This is a genomic window from Paenarthrobacter sp. NPDC089675 (assembly GCF_044749185.1).
Taxonomy (GTDB): Bacteria; Actinomycetota; Actinomycetes; order Actinomycetales; family Micrococcaceae; genus Arthrobacter.
This window is the reverse complement of the sequence record NZ_JBIVHM010000010.1, coordinates 85,509-111,474: the sequence shown is the minus strand read 5'-3', so window position 1 is coordinate 111,474 and position 25,966 is coordinate 85,509. Positions and strand designations below refer to the sequence as shown.

25 protein-coding genes and 1 pseudogene are annotated in these 25,966 nt (G+C 62.3%); 5 read left to right on the top strand and 21 right to left on the bottom strand.

Features of this window, described 5'->3' with window-relative positions; all coding sequences use genetic code 11:
- Window positions 1-64: 64 nt before the first annotated feature.
- The 6 genes from purM to ACIPY2_RS18815 all read right to left on the bottom strand — a co-directional run bounded on the left by purM (window position 65) and on the right by ACIPY2_RS18815 (window position 5,287).
- Window positions 65-1,219, bottom strand: a complete 1,155-nt coding sequence (purM, locus tag ACIPY2_RS18840) for a phosphoribosylformylglycinamidine cyclo-ligase (protein ID WP_400267919.1) — start codon at window positions 1,217-1,219, stop codon at window positions 65-67.
- Window positions 1,216-2,859, bottom strand: coding sequence for an amidophosphoribosyltransferase (purF, locus tag ACIPY2_RS18835; RefSeq protein WP_400267918.1), 1,644 nt, complete (start codon window positions 2,857-2,859; stop codon window positions 1,216-1,218). The genes purM and purF overlap by 4 nt, the downstream gene beginning before the upstream one ends.
- 145 nt (window positions 2,860-3,004) lie before the next feature.
- Window positions 3,005-3,355 (bottom strand): hypothetical protein, encoded by a 351-nt coding sequence (locus tag ACIPY2_RS18830; RefSeq protein ID WP_400267917.1) that lies wholly within the window; start codon window positions 3,353-3,355, stop codon window positions 3,005-3,007.
- 83 nt (window positions 3,356-3,438) lie between these two features.
- Window positions 3,439-3,780: a hydroxyisourate hydrolase gene (gene uraH / locus ACIPY2_RS18825; protein WP_400267916.1), complete on the bottom strand. Its 342-nt coding sequence runs from the start codon at window positions 3,778-3,780 to the stop codon at window positions 3,439-3,441.
- Window positions 3,777-4,298 carry a 2-oxo-4-hydroxy-4-carboxy-5-ureidoimidazoline decarboxylase gene (gene uraD / locus ACIPY2_RS18820; RefSeq protein WP_400267915.1) on the bottom strand — a complete coding sequence of 174 codons (522 nt, stop codon included), beginning with the start codon at window positions 4,296-4,298 and terminating at the stop codon, window positions 3,777-3,779. Before uraD ends, uraH begins: the two co-directional genes overlap by 4 nt.
- A 158-nt stretch (window positions 4,299-4,456) precedes the next feature.
- Window positions 4,457-5,287 (bottom strand): phosphatase PAP2 family protein, encoded by an 831-nt coding sequence (locus ACIPY2_RS18815; protein WP_400267914.1) that lies wholly within the window; start codon window positions 5,285-5,287, stop codon window positions 4,457-4,459.
- A 177-nt stretch (window positions 5,288-5,464) separates the two neighbouring features.
- On the opposite strand from ACIPY2_RS18815, the gene ACIPY2_RS18810 reads away from it, so the two are divergent.
- On the top strand, window positions 5,465-6,559 hold the full coding sequence (locus ACIPY2_RS18810; protein WP_400267913.1) for a pyridoxal-phosphate-dependent aminotransferase family protein: 1,095 nt from the start codon (window positions 5,465-5,467) through the stop codon (window positions 6,557-6,559).
- Between the two features lie 101 nt (window positions 6,560-6,660).
- On the opposite strand, the gene ACIPY2_RS18805 is transcribed toward ACIPY2_RS18810, so the two are convergent.
- The 14 genes and pseudogenes from ACIPY2_RS18805 to ACIPY2_RS18740 form a co-directional block, all read right to left on the bottom strand.
- Window positions 6,661-6,921, bottom strand: a complete 261-nt coding sequence (locus ACIPY2_RS18805; protein WP_400267912.1) for a hypothetical protein — start codon at window positions 6,919-6,921, stop codon at window positions 6,661-6,663.
- 20 nt (window positions 6,922-6,941) lie between these two features.
- Window positions 6,942-8,027 carry a C2 family cysteine protease gene (locus tag ACIPY2_RS18800; RefSeq protein WP_400267911.1) on the bottom strand — a complete coding sequence of 362 codons (1,086 nt, stop codon included), beginning with the start codon at window positions 8,025-8,027 and terminating at the stop codon, window positions 6,942-6,944.
- A gap of 80 nt (window positions 8,028-8,107) precedes the next feature.
- On the bottom strand, window positions 8,108-8,731 hold the full coding sequence (locus tag ACIPY2_RS18795) for a hypothetical protein (protein ID WP_400267910.1): 624 nt from the start codon (window positions 8,729-8,731) through the stop codon (window positions 8,108-8,110).
- A gap of 172 nt (window positions 8,732-8,903) precedes the next feature.
- Window positions 8,904-9,323 (bottom strand): ATP-binding protein, encoded by a 420-nt coding sequence (locus ACIPY2_RS18790; protein WP_400267909.1) that lies wholly within the window; start codon window positions 9,321-9,323, stop codon window positions 8,904-8,906.
- Window positions 9,316-9,648 carry an STAS domain-containing protein gene (locus ACIPY2_RS18785; protein WP_400267908.1) on the bottom strand — a complete coding sequence of 111 codons (333 nt, stop codon included), beginning with the start codon at window positions 9,646-9,648 and terminating at the stop codon, window positions 9,316-9,318. The genes ACIPY2_RS18790 and ACIPY2_RS18785 overlap by 8 nt, the downstream gene beginning before the upstream one ends.
- Window positions 9,638-11,623 carry a glycosyltransferase family 2 protein gene (locus ACIPY2_RS18780; RefSeq protein ID WP_400267907.1) on the bottom strand — a complete coding sequence of 662 codons (1,986 nt, stop codon included), beginning with the start codon at window positions 11,621-11,623 and terminating at the stop codon, window positions 9,638-9,640. Before ACIPY2_RS18780 ends, ACIPY2_RS18785 begins: the two co-directional genes overlap by 11 nt.
- An 18-nt stretch (window positions 11,624-11,641) precedes the next feature.
- Window positions 11,642-12,757 carry a PP2C family protein-serine/threonine phosphatase gene (locus ACIPY2_RS18775; protein WP_400267906.1) on the bottom strand — a complete coding sequence of 372 codons (1,116 nt, stop codon included), beginning with the start codon at window positions 12,755-12,757 and terminating at the stop codon, window positions 11,642-11,644.
- Between the two features lie 178 nt (window positions 12,758-12,935).
- Window positions 12,936-13,403 (bottom strand): thioredoxin-dependent thiol peroxidase, encoded by a 468-nt coding sequence (bcp, locus tag ACIPY2_RS18770; protein ID WP_400267905.1) that lies wholly within the window; start codon window positions 13,401-13,403, stop codon window positions 12,936-12,938.
- Between the two features lie 98 nt (window positions 13,404-13,501).
- Window positions 13,502-14,326 (bottom strand): winged helix-turn-helix domain-containing protein, encoded by an 825-nt coding sequence (locus ACIPY2_RS18765; protein WP_400267904.1) that lies wholly within the window; start codon window positions 14,324-14,326, stop codon window positions 13,502-13,504.
- Window positions 14,327-14,337: 11 nt separating this feature from the next.
- Window positions 14,338-15,687, bottom strand: coding sequence for an allantoinase AllB (allB, locus tag ACIPY2_RS18760; RefSeq protein WP_400267903.1), 1,350 nt, complete (start codon window positions 15,685-15,687; stop codon window positions 14,338-14,340).
- On the bottom strand, window positions 15,680-16,849 hold the full coding sequence (locus tag ACIPY2_RS18755; protein WP_400267902.1) for a glycerate kinase: 1,170 nt from the start codon (window positions 16,847-16,849) through the stop codon (window positions 15,680-15,682). The genes allB and ACIPY2_RS18755 overlap by 8 nt, the downstream gene beginning before the upstream one ends.
- A 23-nt stretch (window positions 16,850-16,872) precedes the next feature.
- Entirely contained in the window at window positions 16,873-18,648 is a 1,776-nt protein-coding gene (gene gcl / locus ACIPY2_RS18750) for a glyoxylate carboligase (RefSeq protein ID WP_400267901.1), read from the bottom strand.
- 132 nt (window positions 18,649-18,780) lie between these two features.
- Window positions 18,781-19,677, bottom strand: a pseudogene (locus ACIPY2_RS18745) (2-hydroxy-3-oxopropionate reductase); the annotation flags it as partial.
- Between the two features lie 38 nt (window positions 19,678-19,715).
- Window positions 19,716-20,519, bottom strand: coding sequence for a hydroxypyruvate isomerase family protein (locus ACIPY2_RS18740; protein WP_387820387.1), 804 nt, complete (start codon window positions 20,517-20,519; stop codon window positions 19,716-19,718).
- A 684-nt stretch (window positions 20,520-21,203) separates the two neighbouring features.
- Here ACIPY2_RS18740 and ACIPY2_RS18735 point away from each other — a divergent pair.
- A complete protein-coding gene (locus tag ACIPY2_RS18735) occupies window positions 21,204-21,578 on the top strand; it encodes a TIR domain-containing protein (protein ID WP_400267900.1) in 375 nt (124 codons plus the stop codon).
- Between the two features lie 4 nt (window positions 21,579-21,582).
- A complete protein-coding gene (locus tag ACIPY2_RS18730) occupies window positions 21,583-22,572 on the top strand; it encodes a caspase domain-containing protein (protein ID WP_400267899.1) in 990 nt (329 codons plus the stop codon).
- 339 nt (window positions 22,573-22,911) lie between these two features.
- Here ACIPY2_RS18730 and ACIPY2_RS18725 read toward each other — a convergent pair whose 3' ends face one another.
- A complete protein-coding gene (locus ACIPY2_RS18725; protein WP_400267898.1) occupies window positions 22,912-23,568 on the bottom strand; it encodes a DUF6338 family protein in 657 nt (218 codons plus the stop codon).
- A gap of 31 nt (window positions 23,569-23,599) precedes the next feature.
- Here ACIPY2_RS18725 and ACIPY2_RS18720 point away from each other — a divergent pair, with 31 nt between their 5' ends.
- Entirely contained in the window at window positions 23,600-23,746 is a 147-nt protein-coding gene (locus tag ACIPY2_RS18720; RefSeq protein WP_400267897.1) for a hypothetical protein, read from the top strand.
- 1,171 nt (window positions 23,747-24,917) lie between these two features.
- A complete protein-coding gene (locus ACIPY2_RS18715; RefSeq protein WP_400267896.1) occupies window positions 24,918-25,856 on the top strand; it encodes a DUF2971 domain-containing protein in 939 nt (312 codons plus the stop codon).
- The last annotated feature ends 110 nt before the right edge of the window (window positions 25,857-25,966 follow it).

Here is a 25,966-nt window from a genome sequence, read left to right as displayed (position 1 = left end):
CGAGAAAAAAGCGGCCCGGCAGTTGATCCCAACTGCCGGGCCGCTCCTTTATGCGATATGACGCTTAGGCGTACGCGTTCACCAAACGGACAGCGCCGCCGTCGACGCCCTTGGCACCCTGGACGTAGTCCGGGCCCGTCTTGTCGATAGAGTTCAAGTCAGCGTCGGCGGAAACCGTACCCATGACCCACGACGGCAGGCCGCGCTCGTTGAGGCGTGCGACGGCTGCGTCAGCTGCTTCCGGGGAAACAATGGCAACCATGCCCACGCCGAGGTTCAGCGTGCGCTCCAGGTCAGCCAATGGGACGTTGCCCAGCTCGGAGACCAGCTTGAAGATCGCGGGAAGCTCCCAGGTGGCGCGGTCAACTGTGGCCACGAGGCCCTGCGGGAGGACACGTGCCAGGTTGGCGGCCAGGCCACCACCGGTGACGTGGCTGAAGCCGTGGACAGCTGCTCCGGCGGAAACCGGGAAGGCACGGGCCAAATCCAGGCAATCGGCTGCGTAGACGCGGGTGGGCTCCAGTAGCTCTTCGCCCAGCGTGCGGCCCAGCTCGGAAACCTGACGGTCCAGCGCCCAGCCGGCGTGGTTGATGACGCGGCGGACAAGGGAGTAGCCGTTGGAGTGCAGGCCGGAGGAAGCCATGCCGATCACCACGTCGCCGGCGCGGACGCGCTCCGGACCGAGGAGGGCGTCTGCTTCGACAACACCGGTGGCGGCACCCGCGACGTCGTATTCGTGCTCACCCAGGAGGCCCGGGTGCTCAGCGGTTTCGCCACCTACCAGGGCGGTACCGGCCACGGAGCAAGCCGATGCGATGCCGCGAACGATGTCAGCGATGCGCTCCGGAACAACCTTGCCGCAAGCGATGTAGTCCGTCATGTAGAGAGGCTCCGCGCCCACCACAACGATGTCGTCCACCACCATGCCCACGAGGTCGAAGCCGATGGTGTCGTGGATGTCCATGGCCTGGGCAATGGCGACCTTGGTACCAACACCGTCGGTGGACGTAGCAAGGAGCGGCTTCTTGTAGGTCAGCAGCTTGGAAACGTCGTACAGGCCAGCGAAACCGCCGACGCCGCCAATCACCGAGGCGTTGTGGGTCGCCTTGACGGCGTCCTTCATGAGTTCGACTGCGCGGTCGCCCGCTTCGACGTCGACACCCGCGGAGGCGTAGGTGATACCGGAGTTGTTCTCAGCGGCGGGGGATGCGGAGGTCATACAGACTCTTTCTTGTCGGCGTCGGTCAAACGATCAGCGTCGGTAAGGAGGTTCTCGAATTCGGCGTCCGGACCCGGGTCACAGCCCGTGGCACCCGGCTTCTCAGCCGGATCCTGGGTATCGGAGGGATCGGAAACTGCGTCTCCCGTGGGCTCGGCTGGAGCCAGGCCGCCGAGGTCGGTGCGCTCCAGCAGGTTCTTGCCCAGCTTGTCTGCGTGCGGCAGTTCGATCGGGTATTTGCCCGTGAAGCACGCGGTGCAAAGGCGCTCGCGCGGCTGTTGGGTGGCACCGATCATGCCGTCCTCGGAGATGTAGGCCAGCGAGTCTGCGCCGATGGCCTGGGAAATCTCCTCGATGGTGGCTCCGTTGGCGATGAGCTCGGCGCGCGAAGCGAAGTCGATGCCGTAGAAGCAAGGCCACTGGACGGGCGGCGAGGAGATCTTGACGTGGACTTCCTTGGCGCCCGCTTCCCTGAGCATGCGCACAATGGCGCGCTGGGTGTTGCCGCGGACGATCGAGTCATCCACCACCACGATGCGCTTGCCGCGGATCACGGACTCCAAGGCGTTGAGCTTGAGGCGGATGCCCAGCTGGCGCAGGGTCTGGGACGGCTGGATGAACGTACGGCCAACATAGGCGTTCTTCACGAAGCCGTGCGCGAACGGAATCCCGGACTGTTCGGCGTAGCCAACAGCAGCAGGCGTACCGGACTCCGGCACGGGAATGACGAGGTCCGCCTCGTGGGTGTTCTCGCGGGCCAACTGGCGGCCCATTTCCACGCGCGACTCGTACACGGAGCGGCCGGCGATGGCAGCATCAGGACGGGCCAGGTAGACGTACTCGAAGACGCAACCGGCAGGGGTCGGCTCGGCGAAACGCTGCGAGCGGACACCTTCCTCGTCGATCGCGATGAACTCGCCGGGTTCGATCTCGCGGATGAAGCTGGCACCGACAGTGGCCAGGCCGGCCTGCTCGGATGCCACTACCCAACCACGGTCCAGGCGGCCCAGGCAGAGCGGACGGATGCCGTAGGTATCGCGGGCAGCGTAGAGCGTTCCTTCGTCCATGAAGACAAAACAGAAGCCGCCCTTGATCTTGGGCAGCAGCTCCAAGGCGGTCTGCTCCAGGGTCTTGCCTTCTTCGCCCTCGAGCAAAGCGGTCACCAGCGCGGTGTCCGAGGTGTTGCCCTGCTTCATTTCACCGGTGAGCTGGCCGTTGTTGCGCTGGAGGATCATCTCGCGCAGCTCGGCGGTGTTGGTCAGGTTGCCGTTGTGGGCCAGGGCAACGGTGCCCGTAGCGGTCGCGCCCAGGGTGGGCTGCGCGTTGGCCCAGTGGCTTGCACCGGTGGTGGAGTACCGGCAGTGGCCAACGGCCAGGTGTCCGGTGAGGGTATTGAGGGTGGTCTCATCAAAGACCTGGGACACAAGGCCCATGTCCTTATAGACGTTGATGCGCTTGCCGTCACTGGTAGCGATACCAGCCGACTCTTGTCCGCGGTGCTGCAGCGCGTACAGCCCGTAATAGGTGAGTTTTGCTACTTCTTCACCGGGAGCCCACACCCCGAAGACGCCACAAGCGTCCTGGGGGCCTTTTTCGCCGGGAAGAAGATCATGAGAAAGTTTTCCGTCGCCACGTGCCACTGGTCGATTGTCTCATGTTGTGGCCGTGGTAAGTTCCCGCTCCGGTTATGTGACCCCTCCAACGGCGCGAAACGCCGTCGAAAAGCCCTAAATGCGGCGTGTCTCACATCCTTAGGCTCCTGAAAGGTGCCTTTGGATGCCCGACTCAGCGGCCGCCGTCGTACTCCGGGCCCTCATCCGGAACGGAATCCGGCACGGCTTCCACCACAGCGCGCCGGGACTTCTTGACGCTGAGCCGGTCCAGGACCAGGGCGAGGATGGAGAAGAGGATGACGCCGCCGGCCGCGCAGGCTACGAGGAAGAAGCCGAAGACGGTGCTGGCGTCGAAGGCGGGATCGGCCGGGCGGCCGTAGGCGATGATGGCGGCCACGATCGCACCGACTATTGCTCCGAGGATCATGAACGGCACGAACCTCGGCGCGCGGCGGACGGTGATGTCGCGACGTGCGGGCGGTTCGTTGTTCGGTGCGGGGGTTGGGGTGTCCTCGGAAGCCATGCCTTCCAGCCTACCTTTCCGGGTTTGGGTACAAGTAACGCCCTCCGGCGCGTGCCGAAGGGCGTTACGGGCGGCAGACTTGGTCAGCTGCCGCGGTAGGTGGAGAACGCGAACGGGCTGAGGAGGAGCGGCACGTGGTAGTGCTCGCCGGCGTCCGAAACTGTGAAGTTCAGGTCGACCTCGGGGAAGAACGTTTCCGTGCCAAGGCCCTCGTAGTAAGCGCCCGTGGCGAAGTTGAGGCGGTATGCGCCGCCGGGGATCCGCTCGGGTCCGAGGTTCTTGATGCGGCCGTCGGCGTCGGTTTCGCCCTTGCCCACCAGCGTCCAGTCCTCGCCTTCGCGTACGTAGAGTACGACGGCGACACCCGCCGCCGGGCGGCCGGAGCCGGTGTCCAGGATGTGCGTGGTGATTTGTGAAACGCTCATGCGTTGGCTCCTTCGCCGACTCCTTCGCTGACCAGGCTGGAGAGCCGCAACAGTGCGATCTCCCGCAGCTGCTCAGCCACGATGGTGTCTTCTTGTTCGGGGGTGTGGGTGAGGCGTTCCTGGAGCGTCGCAAGGATTTCCTCGGCGCTGCGTCCGGCTGCGCGGATCAGGAAGACCCGGCCGAACTTTTCCTCGTAGGCACGGTTGCCTTCGGCGAGTGCGGCCGTGGTCTGGTTGTCACCGGGGTCCACGCCCGCCTGCTCCGATCGGGACATGGCGGCTTCGGTGGTCCGGGCCTTGGGCCGCTCGCCGATCCGGGGGTGGTGGGCCATGGCGGACTCCACCTCTTCCGGGGTGAACGGTTCGGCCGCCTGGTTGGCCGCTTTGAGCAACTCGTCCACGTTCGCGAAGGGGCGGCCGTCCACGATCGTCTCCACCCAGCGGCTGATGTCCAGGCAGGGCGTCAGGACCTTGACGGCCTCGTCACGTTCAACGCTGTTGAATACTGCAAGCTCCATGCTTGTGTCATCCTCGTGCAAATGCTGGCATCCATGGTGTGGGCTATGCGGAACTCCTGCTTGGTTGGCAGGAGGAAGCTTTTCGCCTCTAGCTTCCGCATCATGGAACTGTTATTTCAGCATACGTAATAAAGTGAAACCGAGTTCTTGGGCTGGTGTCAAGAGAGTACCGCTTTGTGGTGCCGTGTCCTGACAGTCAGATAGAGGCGATGGGCAGTGATCACCAGTGACAGCCAAGCGATGCCCAGGGCCCAGGCGGCGAGGACATCCGTCAACCAGTGGTGGCCGAGGTAGACCCGGCTCAGGCCCATGGTGAGCGCGAAGACCGACGCGACGACGATCGTGATCACCCTCGCTTTCGCAGTTTTTACGCGGAGGATGACCAAATAGGCCACGATTCCTGCGATCACGATCGAGTTCAGGGAATGGCCGCTGGGGAAGGACGCCGAGTGCTCGTAGGGCGGGATGGCGTCACTGAGATCCGGGCGCGTCCGGCCGAAGAGCGGCTTGCCAAGGATGGTCATGAGGAGCGAACCCAGCCCTGCAGCCAGCATTAAGATGACCGGTGTCCACGACTTCCTTCGGACAGCCAGGAAGATCATGATGGCAACGGCGATCAGCGGCATGCCCACTGTGCCGCCAATGTTCGTGTAGGCGGTGGTGACTGCGTCCAGGGCGGGGGATCTCACTGCCTTGGCGGCCTCCAGCACGGGGTGGTCCAGGCCGGCCACACCATCGGCATCCACTACGGATTCGTAAACCTCCCCGAACGTTGCCGCCAAGGCAACGGCGATGACCAGTCCCACCGCCAAGGTGATGATCAGCGCGGCATAGGGACCCAGGAATGTGGTGATGCGTTGCGCGGCAGAGGCCAGCGCCCGCCCTATGGGGGATTTCCACCGGGTCAGGTCCTGGCCCGCGACGAACCGGTCCTGCTGGACTTCCCCGCGGACGCCCTGCTCCGGCGTTTCTCTTCCTTCGGTAGTCACTCCCCGTTCCCCTCGTTCGAAGCGGCTTCGATAATGGTGAGTAACCTTAGCATTTAAGTCTTGGAGCTTCCCTTGCGTGGCCCGCTCTGCGCCCTCTGTTTGGGTTTTGGCGCGCACAGCGGGCCCCGCAACGCTGAGTGCGGCAGAATGACCTCAACCCCGTCGAAGGAGCGCTCCGTGCAAGACATATTGACTTCCCGGTTCCTGTTCGGTCCTGGTCCGAGCAATTGCTACCCCGAGGCCATGGCCGCCCTGTCATGGCCCGTGCTGGGGCATCTGGATCCGTTGTTTATTGAGCGACTTGACCGGGTCTGTGACGGCCTTCGTTCGGTGTGGGGAACGGCGAACGCCCGAACCCTGCCCTTGAGTGCCACGGGTTCGGGCGGCATGGAAGCTGCCTTTGTAAACACGGTGACGGACGGCGATGTTGCGGTCATTGCCGTCAACGGCTTATTTGGCGCCCGGATGTGCGAGGTCGCGCGGCGCTGCGGAGCCACCGTGGTTCGGGTTGACCATGAGTGGGGCCAGCCCGTGGACGCGGAGAGGGTTCTCTCGGCACACCCGCATCCGAAGGTCATCGCAGCTGTCCATGCCGAGACCTCCGTCGGCGTGCTCTCCGACATCTCAGCACTCGGCGCCGGAAAGGGCGACGCCCTCCTCATCACCGACGCCGTGACATCCATCGGCGGACTGGAGCTGCTTGCGGATGACTGGGGGATCGACGTCGGATACGCCGGAACGCAGAAGTGCTTGGGCGTGCCGCCCGGACTCTCGCCGTTCACGGTTTCGGACAGGGCTTTCGAACGACGCGTCAAGGATCCCCGTTCCTGGTACCTCGATATCGGGCTTCTGGGCGGGTACGTCGGTGCCGCTTCGGGCGCCCGGACCTACCACCATACGGCGCCGGTCACGATGATCGCGGGGCTCGACGCTGCGTTGGGCCGCATCCTGGCTGAGGGGCTCGACGCCGTCCAAGCCCGCCACCGTTCCGCCGGCGCAGCGCTGCAGGACGGGCTTCAGGAAATGGGCCTTGAGCTGTTCGCCGCTGAAGGTGCCCGCCTGCCCAGCCTCACCACCGTCAAAGTGCCCGACGGCGTCAACTCGGCTGCCGTCCGCGCGTACCTTTTGGAGCACTTCAGTCTGGAGATCGGTGCCGGCGTCGGCGAGTTCGCGGACACCGTGTGGCGGATCGGGATGATGGGCCCGAACGCGAACAGTGCATCCGTGACCTTGGTGCTCGGCGCGCTGAAAGAGGCAATCGCGAAGGCTTAAGTGAGAGAGCGTTTGCCGGAACGCGCCGTGATCTGAGCGAGGATCGGCAAATACGGTTCCTCTCTCACGTCCCGCCCGGATTTCCCGTTTCCTCTCTCACCTCACGGGGTGGGCCGGTCGGCGTCGTACGCCAGAACAGCGGAGGCTTCCGTGCTGCCGTCGGCGGGGCGGATCGAAGCGATACGCAACGTTCCGGCACCCGGCAGGGCCACCGACTGCCCCTCGCGGAAGGCCTGCTTCCGTTCCTGTTCCGCGGTGCGGATCCAGAACTGGATGGCCGGCCTGCCGTCGGCGACTCCGATCTTCACGACGCCCACCTTCACGTCCCCGAACGAGGGCTGCATTCCCTGCTTGACTGTCACGAGCTGTTCCACGGCCATCCCTACTTGGTGTCCACCGAGTACACGGAATCAAAGTTCTCCTTGTACTCGTCCTCGGTCAGTTCCAGTGTGCCCGCCTTCTGGTGGTCGTCCCCGCTCATGTAACCACCGGAAGGCCCCCAAGGGTTGGCCAGGACGATCACCTTCTCGCCGGCGTCGTTCGACTTCACGTCCACCACCATGTACGCGTGGTTTGGGACGACGTCGTCGCGCTTGACCTCATCAGCTTCCCAGAACCAGTCGAAGTCGTCGTCCTTGACGTCCTGTGTCCCCACGGAAACCGCTTGGCCGTTGGCGAGTTTGTCCTCGATCGTGTCCAGATCCAGCTCGCCGTCCTTGTTGGCGGAGCGCCCGGTCATCAGCTCCATGGCGTCGCTGCTGTAGCCGCCGTCGATATCGTCGTATGAACCGCCCCGATGCTCGGCCGCCGCCCGCTCGTAGATGGAGAGCCAGTTGGGCTGCCCGTCAGCGCCACGGACCCCGCCTTCGGTCGACTTGGCCTCAACAGTGACGTCCACCGGTTTCCCGTCCTCATAAAGTGTCACCACCCAGTGCGTGGGAGGATCGCCGACCGGGCGCATGTGCGATTGGAGGAACTCGTCAAGCTTGCCCTCTTTTTCCAACGTCTGAGCCACCGAGCCAATGCCGGAAAGCAGCCAGCAGTCGCCGATCTGACCCTGTTTGATGTCGCGAGGGTCGCCGGCACTGGGATCGTTGCGGACATCGCCGGGAACGTCGACGTCGGGCTTGTTCGGGTCCAAGGGGCCGGGATCGCCGGGCGGGTTGGAATCGCCCCTCCCGGAATCGCCGGTACCAGTGGAAGCTGCGCTGCTCTTGTCCTGCTGGTCCGCGTTCCGTTCAAGCTCCTTGGCCTGGGTCTGCAAGCTCGTAGCCGCCCGGCGCAGCATGGGACGGTGCTCGGCTTCCCAGGCCTGCCGAAACTGGGCTGCGTCGCGTCCATCCCAGCGGGAAGAAGCGATGAGCTGCCCGAGCTCCGAGGAGAGGGAGTTCATCTTGTCCGAATGCCGGGACATCGTCTTGGCCAGTGCCCTGAGCTGTTCAATATCGGCACCGTAGAATCCCGGCATCGCGTCCCCCTCGTCAGTTGTGCGGTTGTACGGCCACCGTATCCGTGCTTCTGCGTGGCGGCCATGGGCAGAACTTCCCTTCAGCCTGCCGGGATTTCCTTGGAGTCACAGGTGGCCGAGTCCACCGGAACCGAGATCCGAAGGTACGCCGGGCTCTTCGACTCGATGCTGACGGTGGCACCCGAGCCGTCGGTGCTGCGGGCAACCACCCAGCCGCCGGGGACGTCGTCCGTGCCACCAAATGCCGGGAATCCGTGTTTGCCGAGGACGGGATTACCGGCCGTGAAGACTTCCTTGAAGTGGTTCGACGGTTCAACAATGTCTGCGCTGCTTTTCATGCTGGCCGCTTGGAGGATGCAGCTGCCATCGCTCGACTTCGCGAGGCGGGCCGGGTTGTCCACGTTCCATGTGATCCCTGGCAGTTTCTGTTCCAGGGCGGCAACGAGTTCGGCGCGCAAAGCATCGTATTTGGTGAAACTCTCCGCCACCGGCGCCGGGCTCGCGGTGACGGGCGGGGCGCTGCTTGGTTTTCGAGTGGGGCCGTCCGGGGTTGCGGCGCAGCCAGCGAGGGCCACGACGCCGATAAGGGCAGCCGGGAGGGCCAGTTGTACAAGGGCTGTGCGGCGCATTGTTCCCCGGTTCTTTTGGATGGTTCGGACACGACCGTCGTCGTACCTCACGGCTTGAGGCACGACGGCGGTCATCACCGCATGCTTTCACACCGCCTCACGCCCGGCGATGGGGAGAACACCCCGCGCCCCCTTTATGTGAGCGAGGGATGCCCCGGGTGGGGGTGGGATGTGCGAGAGGGACCGGCAACTACGCTTGCTCTCTCACATACCGGCAGGCTTCCCCGGATCCTCGCTCACCGGTGGGTTAGGTGTCGCGGGTGAGGATCCAGGTGTTGGTGCCGTCCTGGCGCTCGAACGTCACTGTTGTCACCAAGGCCTCGATCAGGGCCAGCCCGCGGCCGGACTCGGCTTCCGAATCCGGCATGGACGCCTGCATGTCCTCGGCAAAGGGCTCACGGGCGTTCAAGGCGCTGATGCGGGCAACCAGACGCGAAGGCCATACCCCGATCTCCACGTCGATCTCCACGGGATTCTCCGCCACGGGCTCGGCGTGCTGGACGATGTTCGCCGCGGCCTCGATGACGGCGGTGGCGAACGTCATCCGGTCCATGTCCGGCACGAATGAGGCGTCGTCCCACAGGGCATCGAGCTCGTTGTGGATGGCCTCGATGGCTTCCTCGTTGGAGGGTCCGTGAAAGCCCCGACGGGCGATGACATCAGTCATCGCCGAAAGCCTCCTCGGCGGTGGGGTAGGCCGTCAGGACTCTGTCCATGTTGGTCAGCTCCAGGACCATCTTCACCTGAGGCTGGACGCCGGCGATGCGGAGGTCCCCGCCGGCCTGGCGTGCGGCCTTGAGGCAACCGATGAGCGCGCCGAGCCCGGACGAGTCCATGAAGTCGGTTTCCGCCAGGTTCACCACCACGCGGCTGGACCCGCCGGCTACAACCTCGTTGACCACCTCGCGAAGCTTCGGCGCGGCCACCATGTTCAAGCGGCCAACACCCTTCACTTCGGCGTAGGTGTCTTTGACCTCGTAGCTAAACTGCATCGGCGTTCCTCTCCTCGGTGCTTCCGGGCCCAACAGGCCCTACTTCTTCAGGGACGAAGCCCTTGTACAAAACTGCCTTGACCAGCACGCTCAGGACCACGAGGTCGAACGCCACCCAGAAAACGTTGACGAGCGTACCGAGCGGCTCTGCCAAACCTGTCAGCAGGCGGGCCATGCCTACCGCCATCGCGATGGCCAGCAGGACCGCAACGATGATCTGCGGACGGATGAGGCTCCAGCTCGGGCCGCCGCTCTGGCGCGCCTTCGGGGTGACCGCAAACCCGAGGGGACGGCCGAACCAGACGTTGCGCGCCGCCGTCGTGCATGACTTGATCCAAGTAGGGAACAAGGCGAGGCTGTACTGCTGGCCGCGCCAGGTGGGGATGCCATGGCCTGCCACCAGGAAGAGCAGCTGGTTCACCACCATGAACGGGATGAAGCGGATGAAGAAGTCCCAGCTGAGGCTGCTCACGGGCAGGATTCCGAGCGTCAGATAGATGATCGGGGCAGCGAAATAGACGACGGCCGCGAAGCCGCTCAGGTAGGTCCACATGGTGGAGAAGTACATGAGCCGTTGGCCCCAGGTCAGGTTGCGCTGGGTCAAGGGGTTCTCCCAGAGAAGGACCTGGATGGTGCCCTGTGCCCAGCGGAGGCGCTGCGTGAGCATGGTCTTGAGGTCCTCGGGGGCAAGGCCGTTGGCGAGGATTTCGTGGTGGTAGACGCTCTTCCAGCCGAGCCCGTGCAGCCGCATGGCCGTGGCCATGTCTTCGGTGACGGAGATGGTGGCCAGCGGCATGATGGGCTGGGCCTCGTCGGTGCGTTCCACGGAGATCGCGTCGAGGACCGCGTGGACGGATTCGAGCGCACCCAGCGGCGACCAGTCGCGACCGGACATACGGTCGACGGCGTCACTCGCCACGGTGGTCACGCCGCCTTCGCCGACGTGCGCGAGTTCCATTGCCGCGATTTCCTCGAGGTCCGCTTGCAACGCGGAGAAATCGGCTGCCACAAGGGTGCGCACGGCTTCGTCCACCTTGCGGCGGACGCGGTACGTGATTTCGCTGAGGGAGACCCGGGCTTCGAGTTCCTGCTGGGCGTTGTTGGTGGCAGCCTCTACCTCGTTGAGCATTTGCTCCACCAACGGGTTTTCAGCCTCGGGGGACTTTCGGGCCTTCTTGATAGCTTGCTTCGACGCGGCGAGGGCACGCTTGATGCTCTGCTCCGTGGCTTTTACGTAGCCCACCAGGCCCAGCTGCATGAGGGCTTCGCGGCGGAGGATTGCGTTGGAGCCACAGAAGAATGCCGCGTTCCAGCCGTCCTTGCCCTGCTGGATGGGTCCGTAGAACAGAGGTGCCTGGCTGCCGAGGGGATCGTCGGCGGGGACGTTGATGAAGTATTGAGGTGTCTGGACCAACGCCACACGGTCGTCGTTGAAGTAGCCCAGCGTTTTGTCCAGGATGTCCGGCTCGGGGATCTGGTCGGCGTCGAGGATCAACAGGTACTCGCCCGAGGTGAGCATGAGCGCGTTGTTGAGATTGCCGGCCTTGGCGTGGCGTGGCATGTCTGGTGTCCAGTCCGCGGTCCGCGTCACGTACCCGATGCCGTTGGATTCAGCGAGTTCGCGCATCTCGGGCCGGTTGCCGTCGTCGAGGATCCACGTGCTGTGCGGCCACCTGATGGCCTTGGCCGCCAACGCAGTGGTCAGGACCAGGTCCAAGGGCTCGTTGTACGTGGTGATGAAGACATCCACGGTGGCATCGGCCGGGGCAGGGGGTGGCGGCTTGCGGATCTTCAGGTTCCACACCGTGAGCCCGAACAGCATCACGTCAATGAGGCTGTACGTCTCCGCGATCACCAAAGGAACGGCGATCCACCACGCTTCCCAGTTGAGCGAGGCCAGCCACCGCCAGGCAACGTAATTCACGCCGAGAATGACAGTGAGGACAACGATCAAACGAGTCCAGAAGCGAGTCACGATCCCCCTTTGTGTGGCTTAGTGTCCAGTCGGTTTCCGTTTAACCACGACGGCGGTCACGTCGTCTTCCGCGGTGGATGCGGGTGCGAGTTCCAACAGCGCGGCGCACACATCTTCCGAGGTGGCTTCGTTGCGGGCGGCCTTCTCCACGTTGCGGATGAAGTCCTCCAGCGTGGCGTGGGCATCCAGGACGCCGTCGCTGACGATCACCAAGGAGTCGCCGGGCTCCAATGTGACTTCGGCGGCCGGCCATTCCTGGTCCGGAAGTATGCCAACGGGCGGCCCGGCCGAAACAAGCCGCCGGGCCGCCCCGTCAGCGGGAACATGCAGCCCAAGTCCGTGACCGGCGTCGATATAGCTGAGCCGGCCGGACGCACTGTCCAGACGCGCATGGAACATGGTCACGAACGAGCCCGACTGGTCCAGGTCCGTCGCGATCGTGGCGCCCGCAGAGGCAAAAGCGGAGTCGATCGCGGGGTTGTCTGCCACGGACCGCATTACGGCCCTTACCGTAGCTGCGATGAGTGCTGCGCCCATGCCCTTGCCCATCGCGTCTGCGAAGGTGAGGTGCATGCCGCCGGTGGTCTGGTACCAGTCATAGAAGTCCCCGCCCACGCTGCGCGACGGTCGGAAGGCGCCGGCGACGTCGTAATCATCCAGCCTTACCGTCTCTTGCGGCAGGAGGCTTTTCTGCACGACGGCGGCGCGCGCCAGTTCGTCGCTTTGGCGCGGGTCCTCCGTGGGCTGCGCGGGGGTGCGTGCCCGGCGGAAAAGGGCCCTGATGCGTGCCTGGAGTTCCTTGGGGCTGAAGGGTTTGGTGAGGTAGTCGTCGGCCCCGGTGTCCAGGCCCGTGAGCCGGTCCAGTTCGTCGGCGCGGGCGGTGAGCATCAGGACGTATGCGTCGGAGAATTCGCGGACCCTGCGGCACACCTCCATGCCGTCGATATCCGGGAGGTTGATGTCCAGGGTGACCAGTTCGGCATTGGTGTTCTTGATGGCCTCAACGCCGGAAAGTCCGTCGGCGGCCTCCGTGACGATGAAGTCCAGTTGTTCGAGGACCACCACGAGGAGGCCGCGGATGTCTTCGTCATCTTCGACGACGACGGCATGGCGCTGGGGCGAGGTTGAGACCATGGCTCCATTAACTAATGCGGGCGGTGTTTTGTCACGTTTAGTCAACCAACATGAACGCCCGCTCACTTTGCGCGAGCGGGCGTTACAAAAGTTGTTCAGTCAGGTGAGAGAGGGCTCTCCAGAAAGGGTGATTTCGTGAGAGAGGGATCCACCGGAAGGGCGGTTCCGTGAGAGAAGGTTAGACGCCGAGTTCTTCGCGGAGCGCCTGGACGTGGCCCTGGGCCTTCACCTGGTACTGGGTGAGCTTGACCTTGCCTTCGCCGTCCAGGACCACCGTGGAGCGGACGATGCCTTCAACGATTTCGCCGTTCACGAGCTTCTCGCCCCATGCACCGTACGCGAGGGCCACTGCGTGGTTTTCGTCGGAGAGCAGCGGGAAGGTCAGGGCAAATTCGCCGGTGAAGGAGGAGAGGGCTTCCTGGGCGTCCGGGGAGATGCCGATGACCTCGTAGCCCTTGCCCTGGAGGCTGGCGAGGTTGTCGCGGAAGTCGCAGGCCTCGGTGGTGCAGCCCGGAGTGGCGGCCTTGGGGTAGAAGTACACAATGACGTTGCGTCCGCGGTAATCGGACAGCGAGACCTTATTGCCGTCGGCGTCGAGAAGCGCGAAATCAGGGGCTTGCGTTCCGACGAAAAGTTTCTGGGTCATGGCGATCCTTTACATTCAACCGGTGTGCACCGGCGTTTGGTCATTCAAAAGAGCGGAACTCGGGTTCCTAAGCGGATTCGAGATGTAGAACAGCGAAATCAGATGCTGTATTCCGCAGGTCCGCGCACAGTGGCATAAGGGCCGGGCACGAACTGGTAGCCACCACCACGGACGGTGGCTACGGTGTAACGGGCATTGCCAAGCTTGCGCCGCACCCTTCCAACATAAACGTCGATGGACCGGAATGCCGCGCCGGGGAGGTCAAATGACTCGAGGAACCGTTGCAATTCTTCACGTGCAATAGCCCGGGAGCAGTTCACCACCAGGTAGCGCAACAGCTTGTATTCCATGCCGGTAAAGGCAACGGGCACGCCGTCGAGCAGGACTACTTCAGCGGCAAGGTCGATTGCAAGCTGGCTGCGGCGGGCGGCCAACGTTACGGGCTCGACGGCGGTGCTGCCGTTGGGGTTTTGTCCCCCGCCAACGGACTTTTCACCCTCGCGTGCGGCGGTGAATTGTCCGTTGGCGGGTGAGTTTCCGTCGGCAAGGGCGTCCGCGAGCGAGACCGAGGCCGAACGGGAGAGGTGGTTACCGGCGTCGGCGGCTTCCTGCGGAGTGCCGCCCCAGGAAGTGTCGCCGACGCCGGAGTGCTCTGCTCCGGGGGCAGGCCAGATGCGGACTTCCGCCTCCGGAGCAAGTTTCATGGCCCGTGCCAGCACCAAGCGCGCTGCACGTTCCCAAATTTCGGGGTCCACGGGATCGCCCTCGGCGGGGTTGACCCAAAGGGCCAGGCCGTGGGCCGTGAGAGCCGGGGAGGTAAGTCCCTGTGGTGTGGGGCCCTGCCGCCGCGCGGCCCCCGGCGCTCCTTTGCTGGAGCGTCCCGGGAAGCGTGCGGGCGGGGGACCGTAGGCATTGACTGCCATGGCGGTTGGTCCTAAACGTTACCGCGGCGGATCAGCTTGCCGCTGGGGTTCTGGAAGTCGATTTCCGAGCCCCGCAGGTAGGTCTTGCGGACGACGCCGGAGAGCGGACGTCCGTCGTAGGGGGTGATCGGGTTCTTGTGCTTGAGCTTCTTCACGTCCACCACGTAGGCGTCGTCGTGGGCGAAGATCGAGAAGTCGGCGTCGTAGCCAAGGGCGAGCTGGCCCTTGTTGTGCAGGCGGGCCAAGGCAGCGGGCTTCTCCGACATCCAGGCAACAACCTGTTCCAGGGAGATGCCGCGGTGGCGTGCCTCGGTCCAGATCAGGGACAGGCCCAGCTGGAGGGAGGAAACGCCGCCCCAGGCAACTGCGAAGTCACCGTTTTCCAGGTCCTTGAGGTCAAGGGTGCTCGGGGAGTGGTCGGAGACGATGCAGTCGATGGTGCCGTCCTGCAGGCCCTTCCACAGGAGCTCGCGGTTGGAAGCTTCGCGGATGGGCGGGCAGCACTTGTACGCGGTAGCGCCGTCGGGGATTTCTTCGGCCATGAGGGTCAGGTAGTGCGGGCACGTCTCAACGGTGAGGTTGACGCCGTCGCGCTTTGCCGAGGCGATCATGGGCAGCGCGTCGGAGGAAGAGAGGTGCAGGATGTGGGCGCGTGCGCCGGTCCAGCGGGCGCGCTCGATAACCTCGGCGATGGCCTTATTCTCGGCGCCGCGGGGGCGGGAAGCGAGGAAGGTCTCGTAGTGGTCGCCGCCGGGGTGTGGGGCGCGGTCGATCGCGTGGGAGTCCTCGGCGTGGACGATCATGAGGGAGTCGAAGGACTTGAGTTCCTTCATGTCCTCTTCCATCTCGTCCGCGTCCAAGTGCGGGAACTCGTCCACGCCGGAGTGGAGGAGGAAGCACTTGAAGCCGAAGACGCCCTCGTCGTGGAGCGGGCGGAGGTCGGCCTTGTTGCCCGGGATGGCACCGCCCCAGAATCCGACGTCAACGAACGCCTGGTCCTTGGCGACCACGCGCTTCTGCTCCAGTCCGTCCACGCTGGTGGTGGGCGGGATGCTGTTCAGCGGCATGTCGATGATGGTGGTGACACCGCCGGCCGCGGCTGCACGGGTGGCCGATGCGAAGCCCTCCCATTCCGTGCGGCCGGGCTCGTTGACGTGGACGTGGGTGTCCACCAGGCCGGGGATGAGGGTCTCGTCGTCTGCGAGGTGGATGACCTCGGTACCCGTCAGGCCGTTGCCCAGGGGTTCTATGGCGACGATCACGCCGTCGCGGATGCCAACCTCGCGGGGGGCGATGCCGGCAGTGGTCAGGATGCGCTGGCCCCGGATAACGAGGTCATAGGCGCCGAATGCTTCAGACATTGAGGTACTCCTTGTTTTCAGTCCGTTCCGCCAGGTACACGCCTATGTGCTTTCCTAATTGTTCAAGCAACGGACCCGCTTCAGCGATACATTTCTGGACATCTTCTTCCAGGTCCGTCAGAGCGTGGACCGTGTGGAATCCGGCATCCGTGAGTTGTTCCCGGCTCAGGGTACTCCGGCCGCACACGGCGATCACGGGAACCCCGGCTTTTGCGGCCGCCCGGCTGACACCCATGGGCGTCTTGCCGAGCAGGCTCTGTTCGTCAAGGCTGCCTTCGCCGGTGATCACCAGGTCGGCGCCCTTCAGTTTGTTCTCCAGCTCAGTGAATTCAAGGACGACGTCGATACCCGGCCGCCGCTGCGCCTTCAGTGCCGCGATGGCAATGTAGCCAACGCCGCCCGCCGCGCCTGCGCCCGGTGCCTTGGCTGCGTACTTGGCGTCCGGTCCGGTGCTTGCTGCGAGGACGTCGACGAAGTTCTGCAGCGCCTTATCCAGTTCGGCGACGTCGTCCGGCGTCGCGCCTTTCTGCGGGCCGAAGATCGCTGGGGCTCCGCTGGCCCCCAAAAGGGGATTGTCGACGTCGGACGCCAATACGAACTCCGTTGCCTCGAGCCGGACGTCGAAGTTGGCGAAGTCGATGCTGTCCAGGTTCGCGAGGGCCGCGCCGCCGCCGGGGAGTTCGTTCCCTTGCCCGTCGAGGAACACTGCGCCGAGGCCCTGCAGGACGCCCGCGCCGCCGTCGGTGTTGGCGCTGCCTCCAACGCCAAGGATGATCTTGCGGCAGCCGAGGTCCAGCGCGGCGCGGATGAGTTCGCCCGTGCCGATGCTGGTGGCGGTCTTTGCGGTTTCGCTCGTGGGGCCGTCCGGGAGGAGGGCCAAACCGGAAGCTGCTGCCATCTCGATCACGGCTTCCTGGTCGCGAACCGCGAAGTCCGCCTTGACCGGTTGGCCGAGCGGGCCGGTGACGGTGGTGGTCCGGCGGGTGAAGCCGGAGCCGATGGCGGCGTCGATGGTTCCTTCGCCGCCGTCGGCCACCGGAATGCGTGTTGTCTCAAGTCCGTTGCTGCCGAAGCCGGCCAGCAGGCCTGTTGCCAGGTGCTCGACGACCTCGGGCGCGGACAGCGAGCCCTTGAATTTGTCCGGGGCGATGACCACACGCATTCCGGTGCCTCCTTTACTGTTACTTACGCTTTGGCGAGGATCGCGGTGGGGGCGTCCGCCGCGGTTTCGGCCAGCTCTTCGAACTCGTTCACGGCGTTGATTTCCAGGCCCATGGAGATGTTGGTGACCTTCTCCAGGATCACTTCAACAACCACCGGAACCTTGAACTCGTCGCGCAGGGCCTTGGCCTTGTCGAACGCAGCAGGCATGTCTGCCGGGTTCTCCACGCGGATGGCCTTGCAGCCCAGGCCCTCAACGACCTTGATGTGGTCCACGCCGTAGCCCATGGTCTCGGGGCTGTTGATGTTATCGAAGCCCAGGGACACGTGGTAGTCCATGTTGAAGCCGCGCTGGCTCTGACGGATCAGGCCCAGGTAGCTGTTGTTCACCACAACGTGGATGTACGGCAGGTTGAACTGTGCGCCCACTGCCAGTTCCTCGATCATGAACTGGAAGTCGTAGTCACCGGACAGGGCAACAACGCTGGCGTCCGGGGTGCCGCGAACGACGCCGAGTGCTGCCGGAGCGGTCCAGCCCAGCGGGCCGGCCTGGCCAGCGTTGATCCACTTGCGGGCACCGAACACGTGCAGCATCTGGGCACCGGCGATCTGGGACAGACCGATGGTGGACACGTAGGTGGTGCCCTTGCCGAAGGCCTTGTTCATCTCCTGGTACACGCGCTGCGGCTTGATGGGCACGTTGTCGAAGTTGGTCTTGCGGTGCAGGGAGCCCTTGCGCTCCTGGCACTCGGCAACCCAGCCCGAGTAGTCCGGCAGGGTCTTTGCAGCCTGGCGCTCGCGGGCCAGCTCCAACAGACCGTCCAGCGCCGCACCGGCGTCGGACGCGATGCCCAAGTCCGGCGAGAACACGCGACCGATCTGCGTGGGCTCGATGTCGATGTGAACGAACTTACGGCCCGCCGTGTAGGTTTCCAGGCCGCCGGTGTGGCGGTTGGCCCAACGGTTGCCGATGCCGATCACGAAGTCGCTCTGCAGGAACGTCTCGTTGCCGTAGCGGTGCGATGTCTGCAGGCCAACCATGCCGGCCATCAGCTGGTGGTCGTCGGGGATCGCGCCCCAGCCCATCAGCGTGGGGATCACGGGAACGTTCAGGATCTCGGCCAGCTCAACCAGCTGTGCCGAAGCGCCGGCGTTGATGATGCCGCCACCGGCAACGATCAGCGGGTGCTGGGCTGCGGTCAGCATGTCCAGGGCCTTTTCCAGCTGCTTGCGGGAAGCCTTGGGCTTCTCCACCGGCAGGGGCTCGTAGGCGTCGATGTCGAACTCGATCTCGGCCATCTGAACATCGATGGGCAGGTCCAGCAGAACCGGGCCCGGACGACCCGAACGCATTACCTGGAAGGCCTTCTGGAATGCACCGGGAACCTGGCCCGGTTCCAGGATGGTCATGGCGAACTTGGTGACCGGCTTGGCGATGGACTCGATGTCCACAGCCTGGAAGTCTTCCTTGTGCAGCTTGGCAACTGGTGCCTGGCCGGTGATGCAGAGCATGGGGATCGAGTCCGCCTGGGCTGCGTACAGGCCAGTGATCATGTCCGTGCCGGCAGGGCCCGAGGTGCCGATGCAGATGCCGATGTTGCCATCAGCTGCGCGGCTGTAACCGTCGGCCATGTGGCTGGCGCCTTCAACGTGGCGGGCCAGCGTGTGGCGGATGCCGCCGTGGGCACGCATCGCCGAGTAGAAGGGGTTGATTGCTGCGCCTGGCAGGCCGAACGCCTCGGTGGCGCCTTCCTTTTCCAGGATGGCGACTGCCGCGTCAACGGTGCGCATCTTAGCCATGGTGTACTCCTTGAAATCTTGGGTTCGCCCCGCGTTGGGGGCGGAAAAAGGGTGTGGTGAGGGAGCCGCCGTCGTAATTCACGACGGCGGGTTCCCTTGCTTCTTGTTTCTGTCCGGCTTTAGCCGGGGTGCTTACTTCCGGCCGCTGAGCTGGAGGACCTGCTTGAAGAGGCCCGAGTGGTCCAGGCCGCCGTCGCCCTGGTTGACGGTTGCGGCGACGAGCTGCGCGACGACGGCGCCGAGCGGGACGGCGACGTTGGCTTCGCGGGCTGCGGAGGTGACGATGCCCAGGTCCTTGTGGTGGAGGGCGAGGCGGAAGCCGGGGTCGAAGTTGCGGTCGAGCATCTTCTGGCCCTTCTGGTCCAGGACCTTGGAGCCGGCCAGGCCGCCGCCGAGGACCTTGAGTGCTGCGTCGGTGTCGACGCCGTAGGCCTCGAGGAAGGCGATGGCCTCGCCGAGGACCTGGATGTTGACGGCGACAATGAGCTGGTTGGCTGCCTTGACGGTCTGGCCGGAGCCGGACGGGCCGACGTGGACGATGGTCTTGCCCACTGCGTTGAGGACATCCTGTGCTGCCTCGAAGTCTGCTGCGTCGCCGCCGACCATGATGGACAGGACGGCGTCGATGGCGCCCTGTTCGCCGCCGGAGACCGGGGCGTCGAGGGGGCGGATGCCGGCTTCGACTGCTTCTTCGGACAGGCGCTTGGCGACGTCCGGGCGGATGCTGGATGCGTCGATCCACAAGGTGCCCTTCTTCGCGTTGGCGAAGACGCCGTCCTTGCCGCTGACTACACCCTCAACATCGGGGGAGTCCGGCACCATGGTGATGACGACGTCGGCGTCCTTGACTGCGTCCGCGATGCTGCTGGCGCCCTGGCCGCCTTCGGAGACGAGCTTCTCGATCTTGTCCTGGCTGCGGTTGAAGCCGGTGACCGTGTGGCCTGCCTTGACGAGGTTGATGGCCATGGGGAGGCCCATGATTCCGAGGCCGATGACTGCAACGTTGCTCATTGTGGTTCTCTTTCTGAAAGTCTTTTTAGCTCAGGTGTGCTTGTTGAGCCGGGTGCTTAGTTGGCGTTGGCGCGCTGGCGGATGGCCCAGCTGAATGCCGTCTCCTGCGGTTCCTTGTATTCCAAACCGATGTAGCCCTCGTAGCCGAGTTCGCGGCTGCGGGCGATCCACTCGCCGAGGGGGAGGTTGCCGGTGCCGGGTGCGCCGCGGCCGGGGTTGTCGGCGATCTGGATGTGGCCGAAGTCCTTGGCGTGGTTCTCGATGACGGATTCGACGTCGTCGCCGTTGACTGCCAGGTGGTAGAAGTCGGCGAGCAGCTTGATGTTCTGTGCGCCGGATTCTGCCTTGACGCGGGCGATGACCTTGAGTGCGTCTTCGGCGGTGAGGAGCGGGTACTTGGGTGCGCCGCTCACCGGCTCGAGGAGGACAGTTCCGCCAATACGTGCGACGCCGGCAGCTGCTGCGGCGAGGTTCTTGGCGGCGAGTTCGTCCTGCTCTTCAGGGGTGAACTCGTCCTGGCGGTTGCCGTAGAGGGCGTTGAAGGCCTTGCAGCCCAGGCGCTCACCGATGCCGGCTACGACGTCGATGTTGTCCTTGAACTCGGAGCAACGGCCCTTCCAGGAAACCAGACCGCGGTCGCCGCCGGGCATGTTGCCGGCGTTGAAGTTCAGGCCCGTGAGCTGAACGCCGGCGTCCTTGATGGCGGTTTCAAACTCGGTTACTTGGGCGTCGGTGGGGACGGAGGTCTCGAAGGGCCACCAGAACTCGACGGCGTCAAAACCGGCTGCCTTCGCGGCGGCGGGGCGCTCGAGCAAGGGCAGCTCCGTCAGGAGGATGGAGCAGTTCACTGTGTACGTCATCGTAGGTCCTTCCGAGGAGGGGCTTTGATCTATCTTCCTCTGTGCTTGTCTTGGCCGTAGTGTTTGGCTTCGATTTCCGCTTTATGGAATTTAGATTCTGCTTTATGAAAAGTCTAGGGAAGGTGGGGGTGCGAGTCAAGGGGGTGGGTGGGGAGGTGAGGGTTTGGGATACCAAGGTTCTTCATGTTTGACCCCCGCAGGCTTGGTGCTCAATGTTCGGTTATCAAGGCAGGTCGGATGGGGTGTGCCGCGGGCCGCTCCGCCGCGTGGGTCAAAAGACGAGCAATGTGGTTGGTGTGGGCGCCTGGTTCGCACACGATTCCAAGGGGCTTGGGGCTTGGGGCTAGGGGCTAGGGGCTACGCCGCCGGGCCGTGCGTGTGCGTCGTGGTTACGACACGCGTCGAGATAGTGGGCTCCGGAGGTGCTCGTCGGCGCCTAACGACAAGTCTTCTTTGACAGCTCACCCGAGTGACGCGCCTGCCCAGCGCGAGGTGAATGGCGCCCGCCTCATCTATTTCTTGAGCAAAACTTGAGGAAATCTTGCGACGATCCTGCGCGCGAAATGACAGCCTTGTAACTACAACATGTGGGGACTGATGACGGAAGGTGCTACTAGATGTAGCTCCAACCTAGATGCCCCAGTTGACAGACCATCTCGCGTAGCGCGTCAAACAGGGGGATTCATGCCGAGCACACCAAGAGTTGTTTTTATTGCATTTGCGATCGAGGACGCGACACAAAGGAACTTCTTGAAGGGGCAGTCCCTGCACCCCCGTGCGCCCTTCGAGTTCATTGACATGTCGGTAAAGCAGCCATATGACACGGAGTGGAAGAGTAAGGTCAGGACACGCATCAGGCGCTCACATGGAGTCATCGTGCTGGTCAGCAGGAACTCTCTCACCTCAAGTGGGCAGAAGTGGGAGATTCAATGCGCCCGGGAAGAGGGTGTTCCAGTTTTGGGCATTTGGGCATACGCTGGCGACCGGACTGACATCAGCGGTGTCAGGACTCTCGTTTGGAGTGACAGTAACATCAACAATTTCATAGAGTCCCTGTAGCGAAATGTCTCGCAAAGCCTTGATCGTTGGAATTGATCACTACGAAGCTATTAGAGGCCTCAGCGGTTGCGTAAATGATGCGTATTCCGTCAAGTCAGCTCTTGAGCGCAACGCCGACGGCACTACAAACTTTCCTTCACCGTTGATGTTGCTTGGGACGGGCCCTACGAGCCCGGTCTCGAAGAAGCAGTTGAAAAGCGCCGTCCGCGAACTATTTGCTGACGAAGTGGACATCGCCCTCTTTTACTTCTCGGGTCACGGTTATATTGAGGATACCGGTGGATTTTTGTGTGCCAGTGACTCTGAGACGGGCGATGACGGGCTCTCTCTGACAGAAGTTATGCAACTAGCCAACACGTCGCGAGCCCGCAACAGGATTATTATCCTGGACAGCTGCCACAGCGGTATCGCAGGCGGCAGAAGCGGTACAGGAACCATGGCCGAAATCACGGACGGTGTTACCATACTTGCAGCCTCCAAGGCTGACCAATATGCGCTGGAGGTGGGCGGTTCGGGCGTTTTTACTGCCCTGTTCACCGACGCACTTTTGGGGGCCGCTGGAAATTTGGTTGGAGACGTCACTCCAGGCAGTATCTATGCGCATGTCGATCAGTCACTCGGCCCTTGGTCACAGCGGCCAGTTTTCAAAACAAATGTGAAGACCTTTGTGTCCCTAAGAAAAACTGAACCCCCCATCGGGTTGACTGACCTACGAGAACTGACACGAATCTTCCCGTCACCGGATCATGTGCTTCAGCTGGATCCGTCCTTTGAGCCCGAACGCTCAAGTGAACAGCTCACCGACGCCTCTGTCCCGGAACCCGACCCGGCCAAGGTTGCCACCTTCAAGATTCTGCAAAATTATGTTCGCGTGAACCTTGCCAGGCCGGAAGGAGCGCCGCACATGTGGCACGCAGCGATGGAGAGCAAGGCCTGTGAGCTTACAGTGTTGGGACAGCACTATTGGAGGCTAGTTAAGGAGGAACTGATCTGATGGAAAAGAGCGGTGGCACACTTGCCAGGCTTCGAAGCCAGGAGTTGCTGGATGAGCTGGCGTCTTCCGAGCACGAAAGATGGTCTCATTGGCAACGATACTTGCACTCACAATGTGACGCTGGTGAAGGTGGCACCCTCGTGATTCCCGCAGACCTGGTCCGGCGATGGAAACAGCAGTCCAATACGCAATTTGCGGACCTCTCCGAAGACGAGAAGGAAAGTGACCGGGAGCAAGTGCGGTCTTACCTTCCAATCATCGAGCAAGCGCTCACTGCTTGACCCGGCGCCAGCCTTCTGAAGAGGCAGGCCGTGTTCTTCTACTTCACTCGTGTCAGAGTTAAAGTCGGGCTCTAGGCACGGAAACCAAGTACTCGATATCGCTTGACTGCAGAACCATCCGATCGAAGTGTTCAAGTTCCTTCAGGTCTGGGGACTCTTTGTCTCTGACCCTTAGCGGCCCCTGTAGTACTAGCGCCCGGTCGGTCGAATCATCGTCAGTATGCGTATGATGGGCGAAGGTACCCTGAACCCATATACCGCTCTTAAGTTGGACACCAACGACAACATCGTTGTTAACGTCTTTGAGCACTTTTTCCCAGGCCGAACCGAGGAAGACTTTTTCGTTCTTGGGGATCAGCTTGTCGAGTTGTGAGTATATGGTGTGGCTTCCGGCCGTGTAGCCGACGATACCAGTGGCGATGAAAAAGACGCCTGACCAGAAGGCCACTTGCCTTGGATGGTCACTCGCAACTTGGGACGGCTGCTTTATAAACGAACTGGCACCATCGGCGAGTGCTGGAAAGAACACGCTAGCTACGAGGAACAGCGCGATGACGATGCCGCTGCAGACCGCGCTCACGACAATCACGAGGGCAGTTTCACGAAAGGCGGATCGAGAGCTTTTGGGTCTGTGTGACTCGGCGCGCATGAGGAAGAGGATCCCCGGAGTCAGCATAAAAACGTAAAGCAAAACGGCGATGGGCGTTGAGGGCATAAACTGTTTGTACCACTAGAGAGGACACAACATGGCAGACGCCGGCAACACCGAACAGAGAACGGACAGCAAGCAGGTATTCGAGAAGGGCCTGACCTCAGCCGCCTACGTCCAGCCCCGCGTCGTGGTCCCGGCTTCCACAGAGCCCAAGCCTGCCCCCGCATCTCCCAAGAAGTAGTCAGGCGAGCGGTAGTCGATTGAGAACTCCGATACGACCAGTGATGCCTGGCTTCTCCCTGCGGAGAATCGGGCAAGGCAGTCTGCTAAACAGCATGTGAAGTGCGACCTTGCCTCATTTCCCTCAGTTTGGAGCACGCCTACTGGGCTTAGTGAGCCCTTTGGCGTCTGCGACTTAGAGGGTTGGACGCGGGCGTGTCACTCGGAATCGCACTAATCACGCAAGCGCAGACTGGGTAACCACGCCATTCGCAACCGCAAACAGGCTAGGAACGATTAGCTCTATCGTTCATTCTGCTTACCTTGACCGCCACCTTGGTACCCTGTCTTGCTTTGGATGGAAACAGCTCGGCATAAATCTTTACGTCAAAGTATTGCTCCTTAATATTCAGTTTTGAAGGATTCTATGTAGTTACGGAGCTGCAACCACCAAGCGACGCCTACGAGGGTGGCTGCCACGCTGAGTGCTGTGAGACGGGCGCGTACGACGCCGAGATGTTGCCCAGATGCTGCGCCATGATCGGCGCCCGACAAGAACGAAAGCTTCCGTGTCGGACGCTCCTCTCCGGGCCGAAAGCTGTCGGACATCTCCATGGCAAGCTAATACACCTCATAGGAACAATCCCAATATCCTCGCTGGCGGTGGCCGGTAAGAAGACCGCCCGAGCTGTAACGGTATCGTTTAAGATGGTTTGAAAACTTTCGTTTCCGGATTTTCGATCCGGCTATTCTATGTAATACGTCAAGCATCAGATAACTGTGTGCGACAAAGAAGTAGATTTTCAAGCCATGTCTTATCCCGTTTACTGGAGTCGCTATCCGATCAGCGAATATTGGCATCGGTATTCATCATTAGGTCGATTGTTTAGGTAATTTCGGCTTGAACCCCGAGACGTCTCTCTTGTGGAGTTGAGTGCTGGGTGGATGACGGATGGGCTGCTCGATTATCGTGGAAGAATACGCGTCTTACAAAGACTCAGTCTGTCACTTGATAGTGGACGAGGGTTGTAACTTCAGGTGAGCCCGTGGCCACGGTCGAATTCCCGTTATGCGATTGGTGACCTTGCCGACATGCAATATTTCTGCCGTGAGGCAACTCAATAGTAGTGTTGCGACAGTAACCGAGCCATAGATTTTCGATCAGAGGCCTTAGATGAGAAGAGAGCCGAGGCGTGTCCCAGGAGACCATTGAAGACGTTAAACCATCGATGCTTTACAAGTATCGAGTGTATAACGACTACAGCATACCAATGCTGACGTCGGGCACCTTGTGGGCAGCGAAGCCATCGACACTAAATGACCCGTTTGAATGCCAGAAGATGCTTCGTGGGTTCGCAACGTCGGCTGCGAAAGCCAGGGAACGGCACTGGGCTACATTCGTATTTTTTAAGATGAATGAGTTAAAGTCTCGTGTGAAAAGTGGGCAGGGGTGGAATGGGATATCAAATCGCGGTCTTCGCATTCTCCAAAATCGACTTGAGAGTTCAGGCTCCTTAGATGATGCCTTGGCCATCATGAGGATGGTCTTCTCGGATGGCAATGGGAATCCTGACCTGAAAGAGCCCACTGATTTTATGGATCTTGCCGAGCGTACTTTACGCGAAGTCGGCATTGTCTCACTTTCAGCTCGAGTTGACGAAATGCTCATGTGGTCTCATTATGCGGGCAGTCATCACGGCTATTGTCTCGGCTTTGAGGTGAGTTCCGGTGCGCCCCTCGCGGACTCCGTGCATACATCGCAGGTGGAATATAGTGCTGACGTTCCTGAACTTGATCTGGATAAGCTTCTAATCAAAAAGGCATTCTATCCGGTCGGCCCGTTTGGGCGTCCTCACTTTGAAACTTCGCTTCAGCTTGAGACCGAGTCGCTGAGGAAAGTTCTGTTCAGGAAGTCACCTGAATGGGCTTATGAAGAGGAATGGCGGCACGTCGTCGAGCGCGGTAATAGGGAAATCCAATATCCTGGGCGTCTACGCGAGGTAGTTTTTGGCCTTAGGATGGCGGAAGCAACGCGGCAGTCGCTCAAGAATGCTCTGCCTTCTACTAGCGGCATCACGTTCCGTGAAGTTGTCGTAAGCTCCACTTCAGCTTTGGAGATACGAGATTTGTGAGGTGACGCGTCATGCAGTCCCCCCACTAAGTTGATGGAAAGTGACTGAGCCTGCATAACTTGCGCGCGACTGAGTTGTCCGTTCTGGCCTGCTGATCGGATCGTCTGGAT

What these genes read in the sequence shown, in the direction of transcription:
- purM (WP_400267919.1), bottom strand. Translation starts at nt 1,219, where the DNA reads ATGACCTCCGCATCCCCCGCCGCTGAGAACAACTCCGGTATCACCTAC.
- ACIPY2_RS18830 (WP_400267917.1), bottom strand. Translation starts at nt 3,355, where the DNA reads ATGGCTTCCGAGGACACCCCAACCCCCGCACCGAACAACGAACCGCCC.
- uraH (WP_400267916.1), bottom strand. Translation starts at nt 3,780, where the DNA reads ATGAGCGTTTCACAAATCACCACGCACATCCTGGACACCGGCTCCGGC.
- uraD (WP_400267915.1), bottom strand. Translation starts at nt 4,298, where the DNA reads ATGGAGCTTGCAGTATTCAACAGCGTTGAACGTGACGAGGCCGTCAAG.
- ACIPY2_RS18800 (WP_400267911.1), bottom strand. Translation starts at nt 8,027, where the DNA reads ATGCCGGGATTCTACGGTGCCGATATTGAACAGCTCAGGGCACTGGCC.
- ACIPY2_RS18795 (WP_400267910.1), bottom strand. Translation starts at nt 8,731, where the DNA reads ATGACCGCCGTCGTGCCTCAAGCCGTGAGGTACGACGACGGTCGTGTC.
- ACIPY2_RS18790 (WP_400267909.1), bottom strand. Translation starts at nt 9,323, where the DNA reads ATGACTGATGTCATCGCCCGTCGGGGCTTTCACGGACCCTCCAACGAG.
- ACIPY2_RS18785 (WP_400267908.1), bottom strand. Translation starts at nt 9,648, where the DNA reads ATGCAGTTTAGCTACGAGGTCAAAGACACCTACGCCGAAGTGAAGGGT.
- ACIPY2_RS18775 (WP_400267906.1), bottom strand. Translation starts at nt 12,757, where the DNA reads ATGGTCTCAACCTCGCCCCAGCGCCATGCCGTCGTCGTCGAAGATGAC.
- bcp (WP_400267905.1), bottom strand. Translation starts at nt 13,403, where the DNA reads ATGACCCAGAAACTTTTCGTCGGAACGCAAGCCCCTGATTTCGCGCTT.
- ACIPY2_RS18765 (WP_400267904.1), bottom strand. Translation starts at nt 14,326, where the DNA reads ATGGCAGTCAATGCCTACGGTCCCCCGCCCGCACGCTTCCCGGGACGC.
- allB (WP_400267903.1), bottom strand. Translation starts at nt 15,687, where the DNA reads ATGTCTGAAGCATTCGGCGCCTATGACCTCGTTATCCGGGGCCAGCGC.
- ACIPY2_RS18755 (WP_400267902.1), bottom strand. Translation starts at nt 16,849, where the DNA reads ATGCGTGTGGTCATCGCCCCGGACAAATTCAAGGGCTCGCTGTCCGCG.
- gcl (WP_400267901.1), bottom strand. Translation starts at nt 18,648, where the DNA reads ATGGCTAAGATGCGCACCGTTGACGCGGCAGTCGCCATCCTGGAAAAG.
- ACIPY2_RS18740 (WP_387820387.1), bottom strand. Translation starts at nt 20,519, where the DNA reads ATGACGTACACAGTGAACTGCTCCATCCTCCTGACGGAGCTGCCCTTG.
- ACIPY2_RS18735 (WP_400267900.1), top strand. Translation starts at nt 21,204, where the DNA reads ATGCCGAGCACACCAAGAGTTGTTTTTATTGCATTTGCGATCGAGGAC.
- ACIPY2_RS18730 (WP_400267899.1), top strand. Translation starts at nt 21,583, where the DNA reads ATGTCTCGCAAAGCCTTGATCGTTGGAATTGATCACTACGAAGCTATT.
- ACIPY2_RS18725 (WP_400267898.1), bottom strand. Translation starts at nt 23,568, where the DNA reads ATGCCCTCAACGCCCATCGCCGTTTTGCTTTACGTTTTTATGCTGACT.
- ACIPY2_RS18720 (WP_400267897.1), top strand. Translation starts at nt 23,600, where the DNA reads ATGGCAGACGCCGGCAACACCGAACAGAGAACGGACAGCAAGCAGGTA.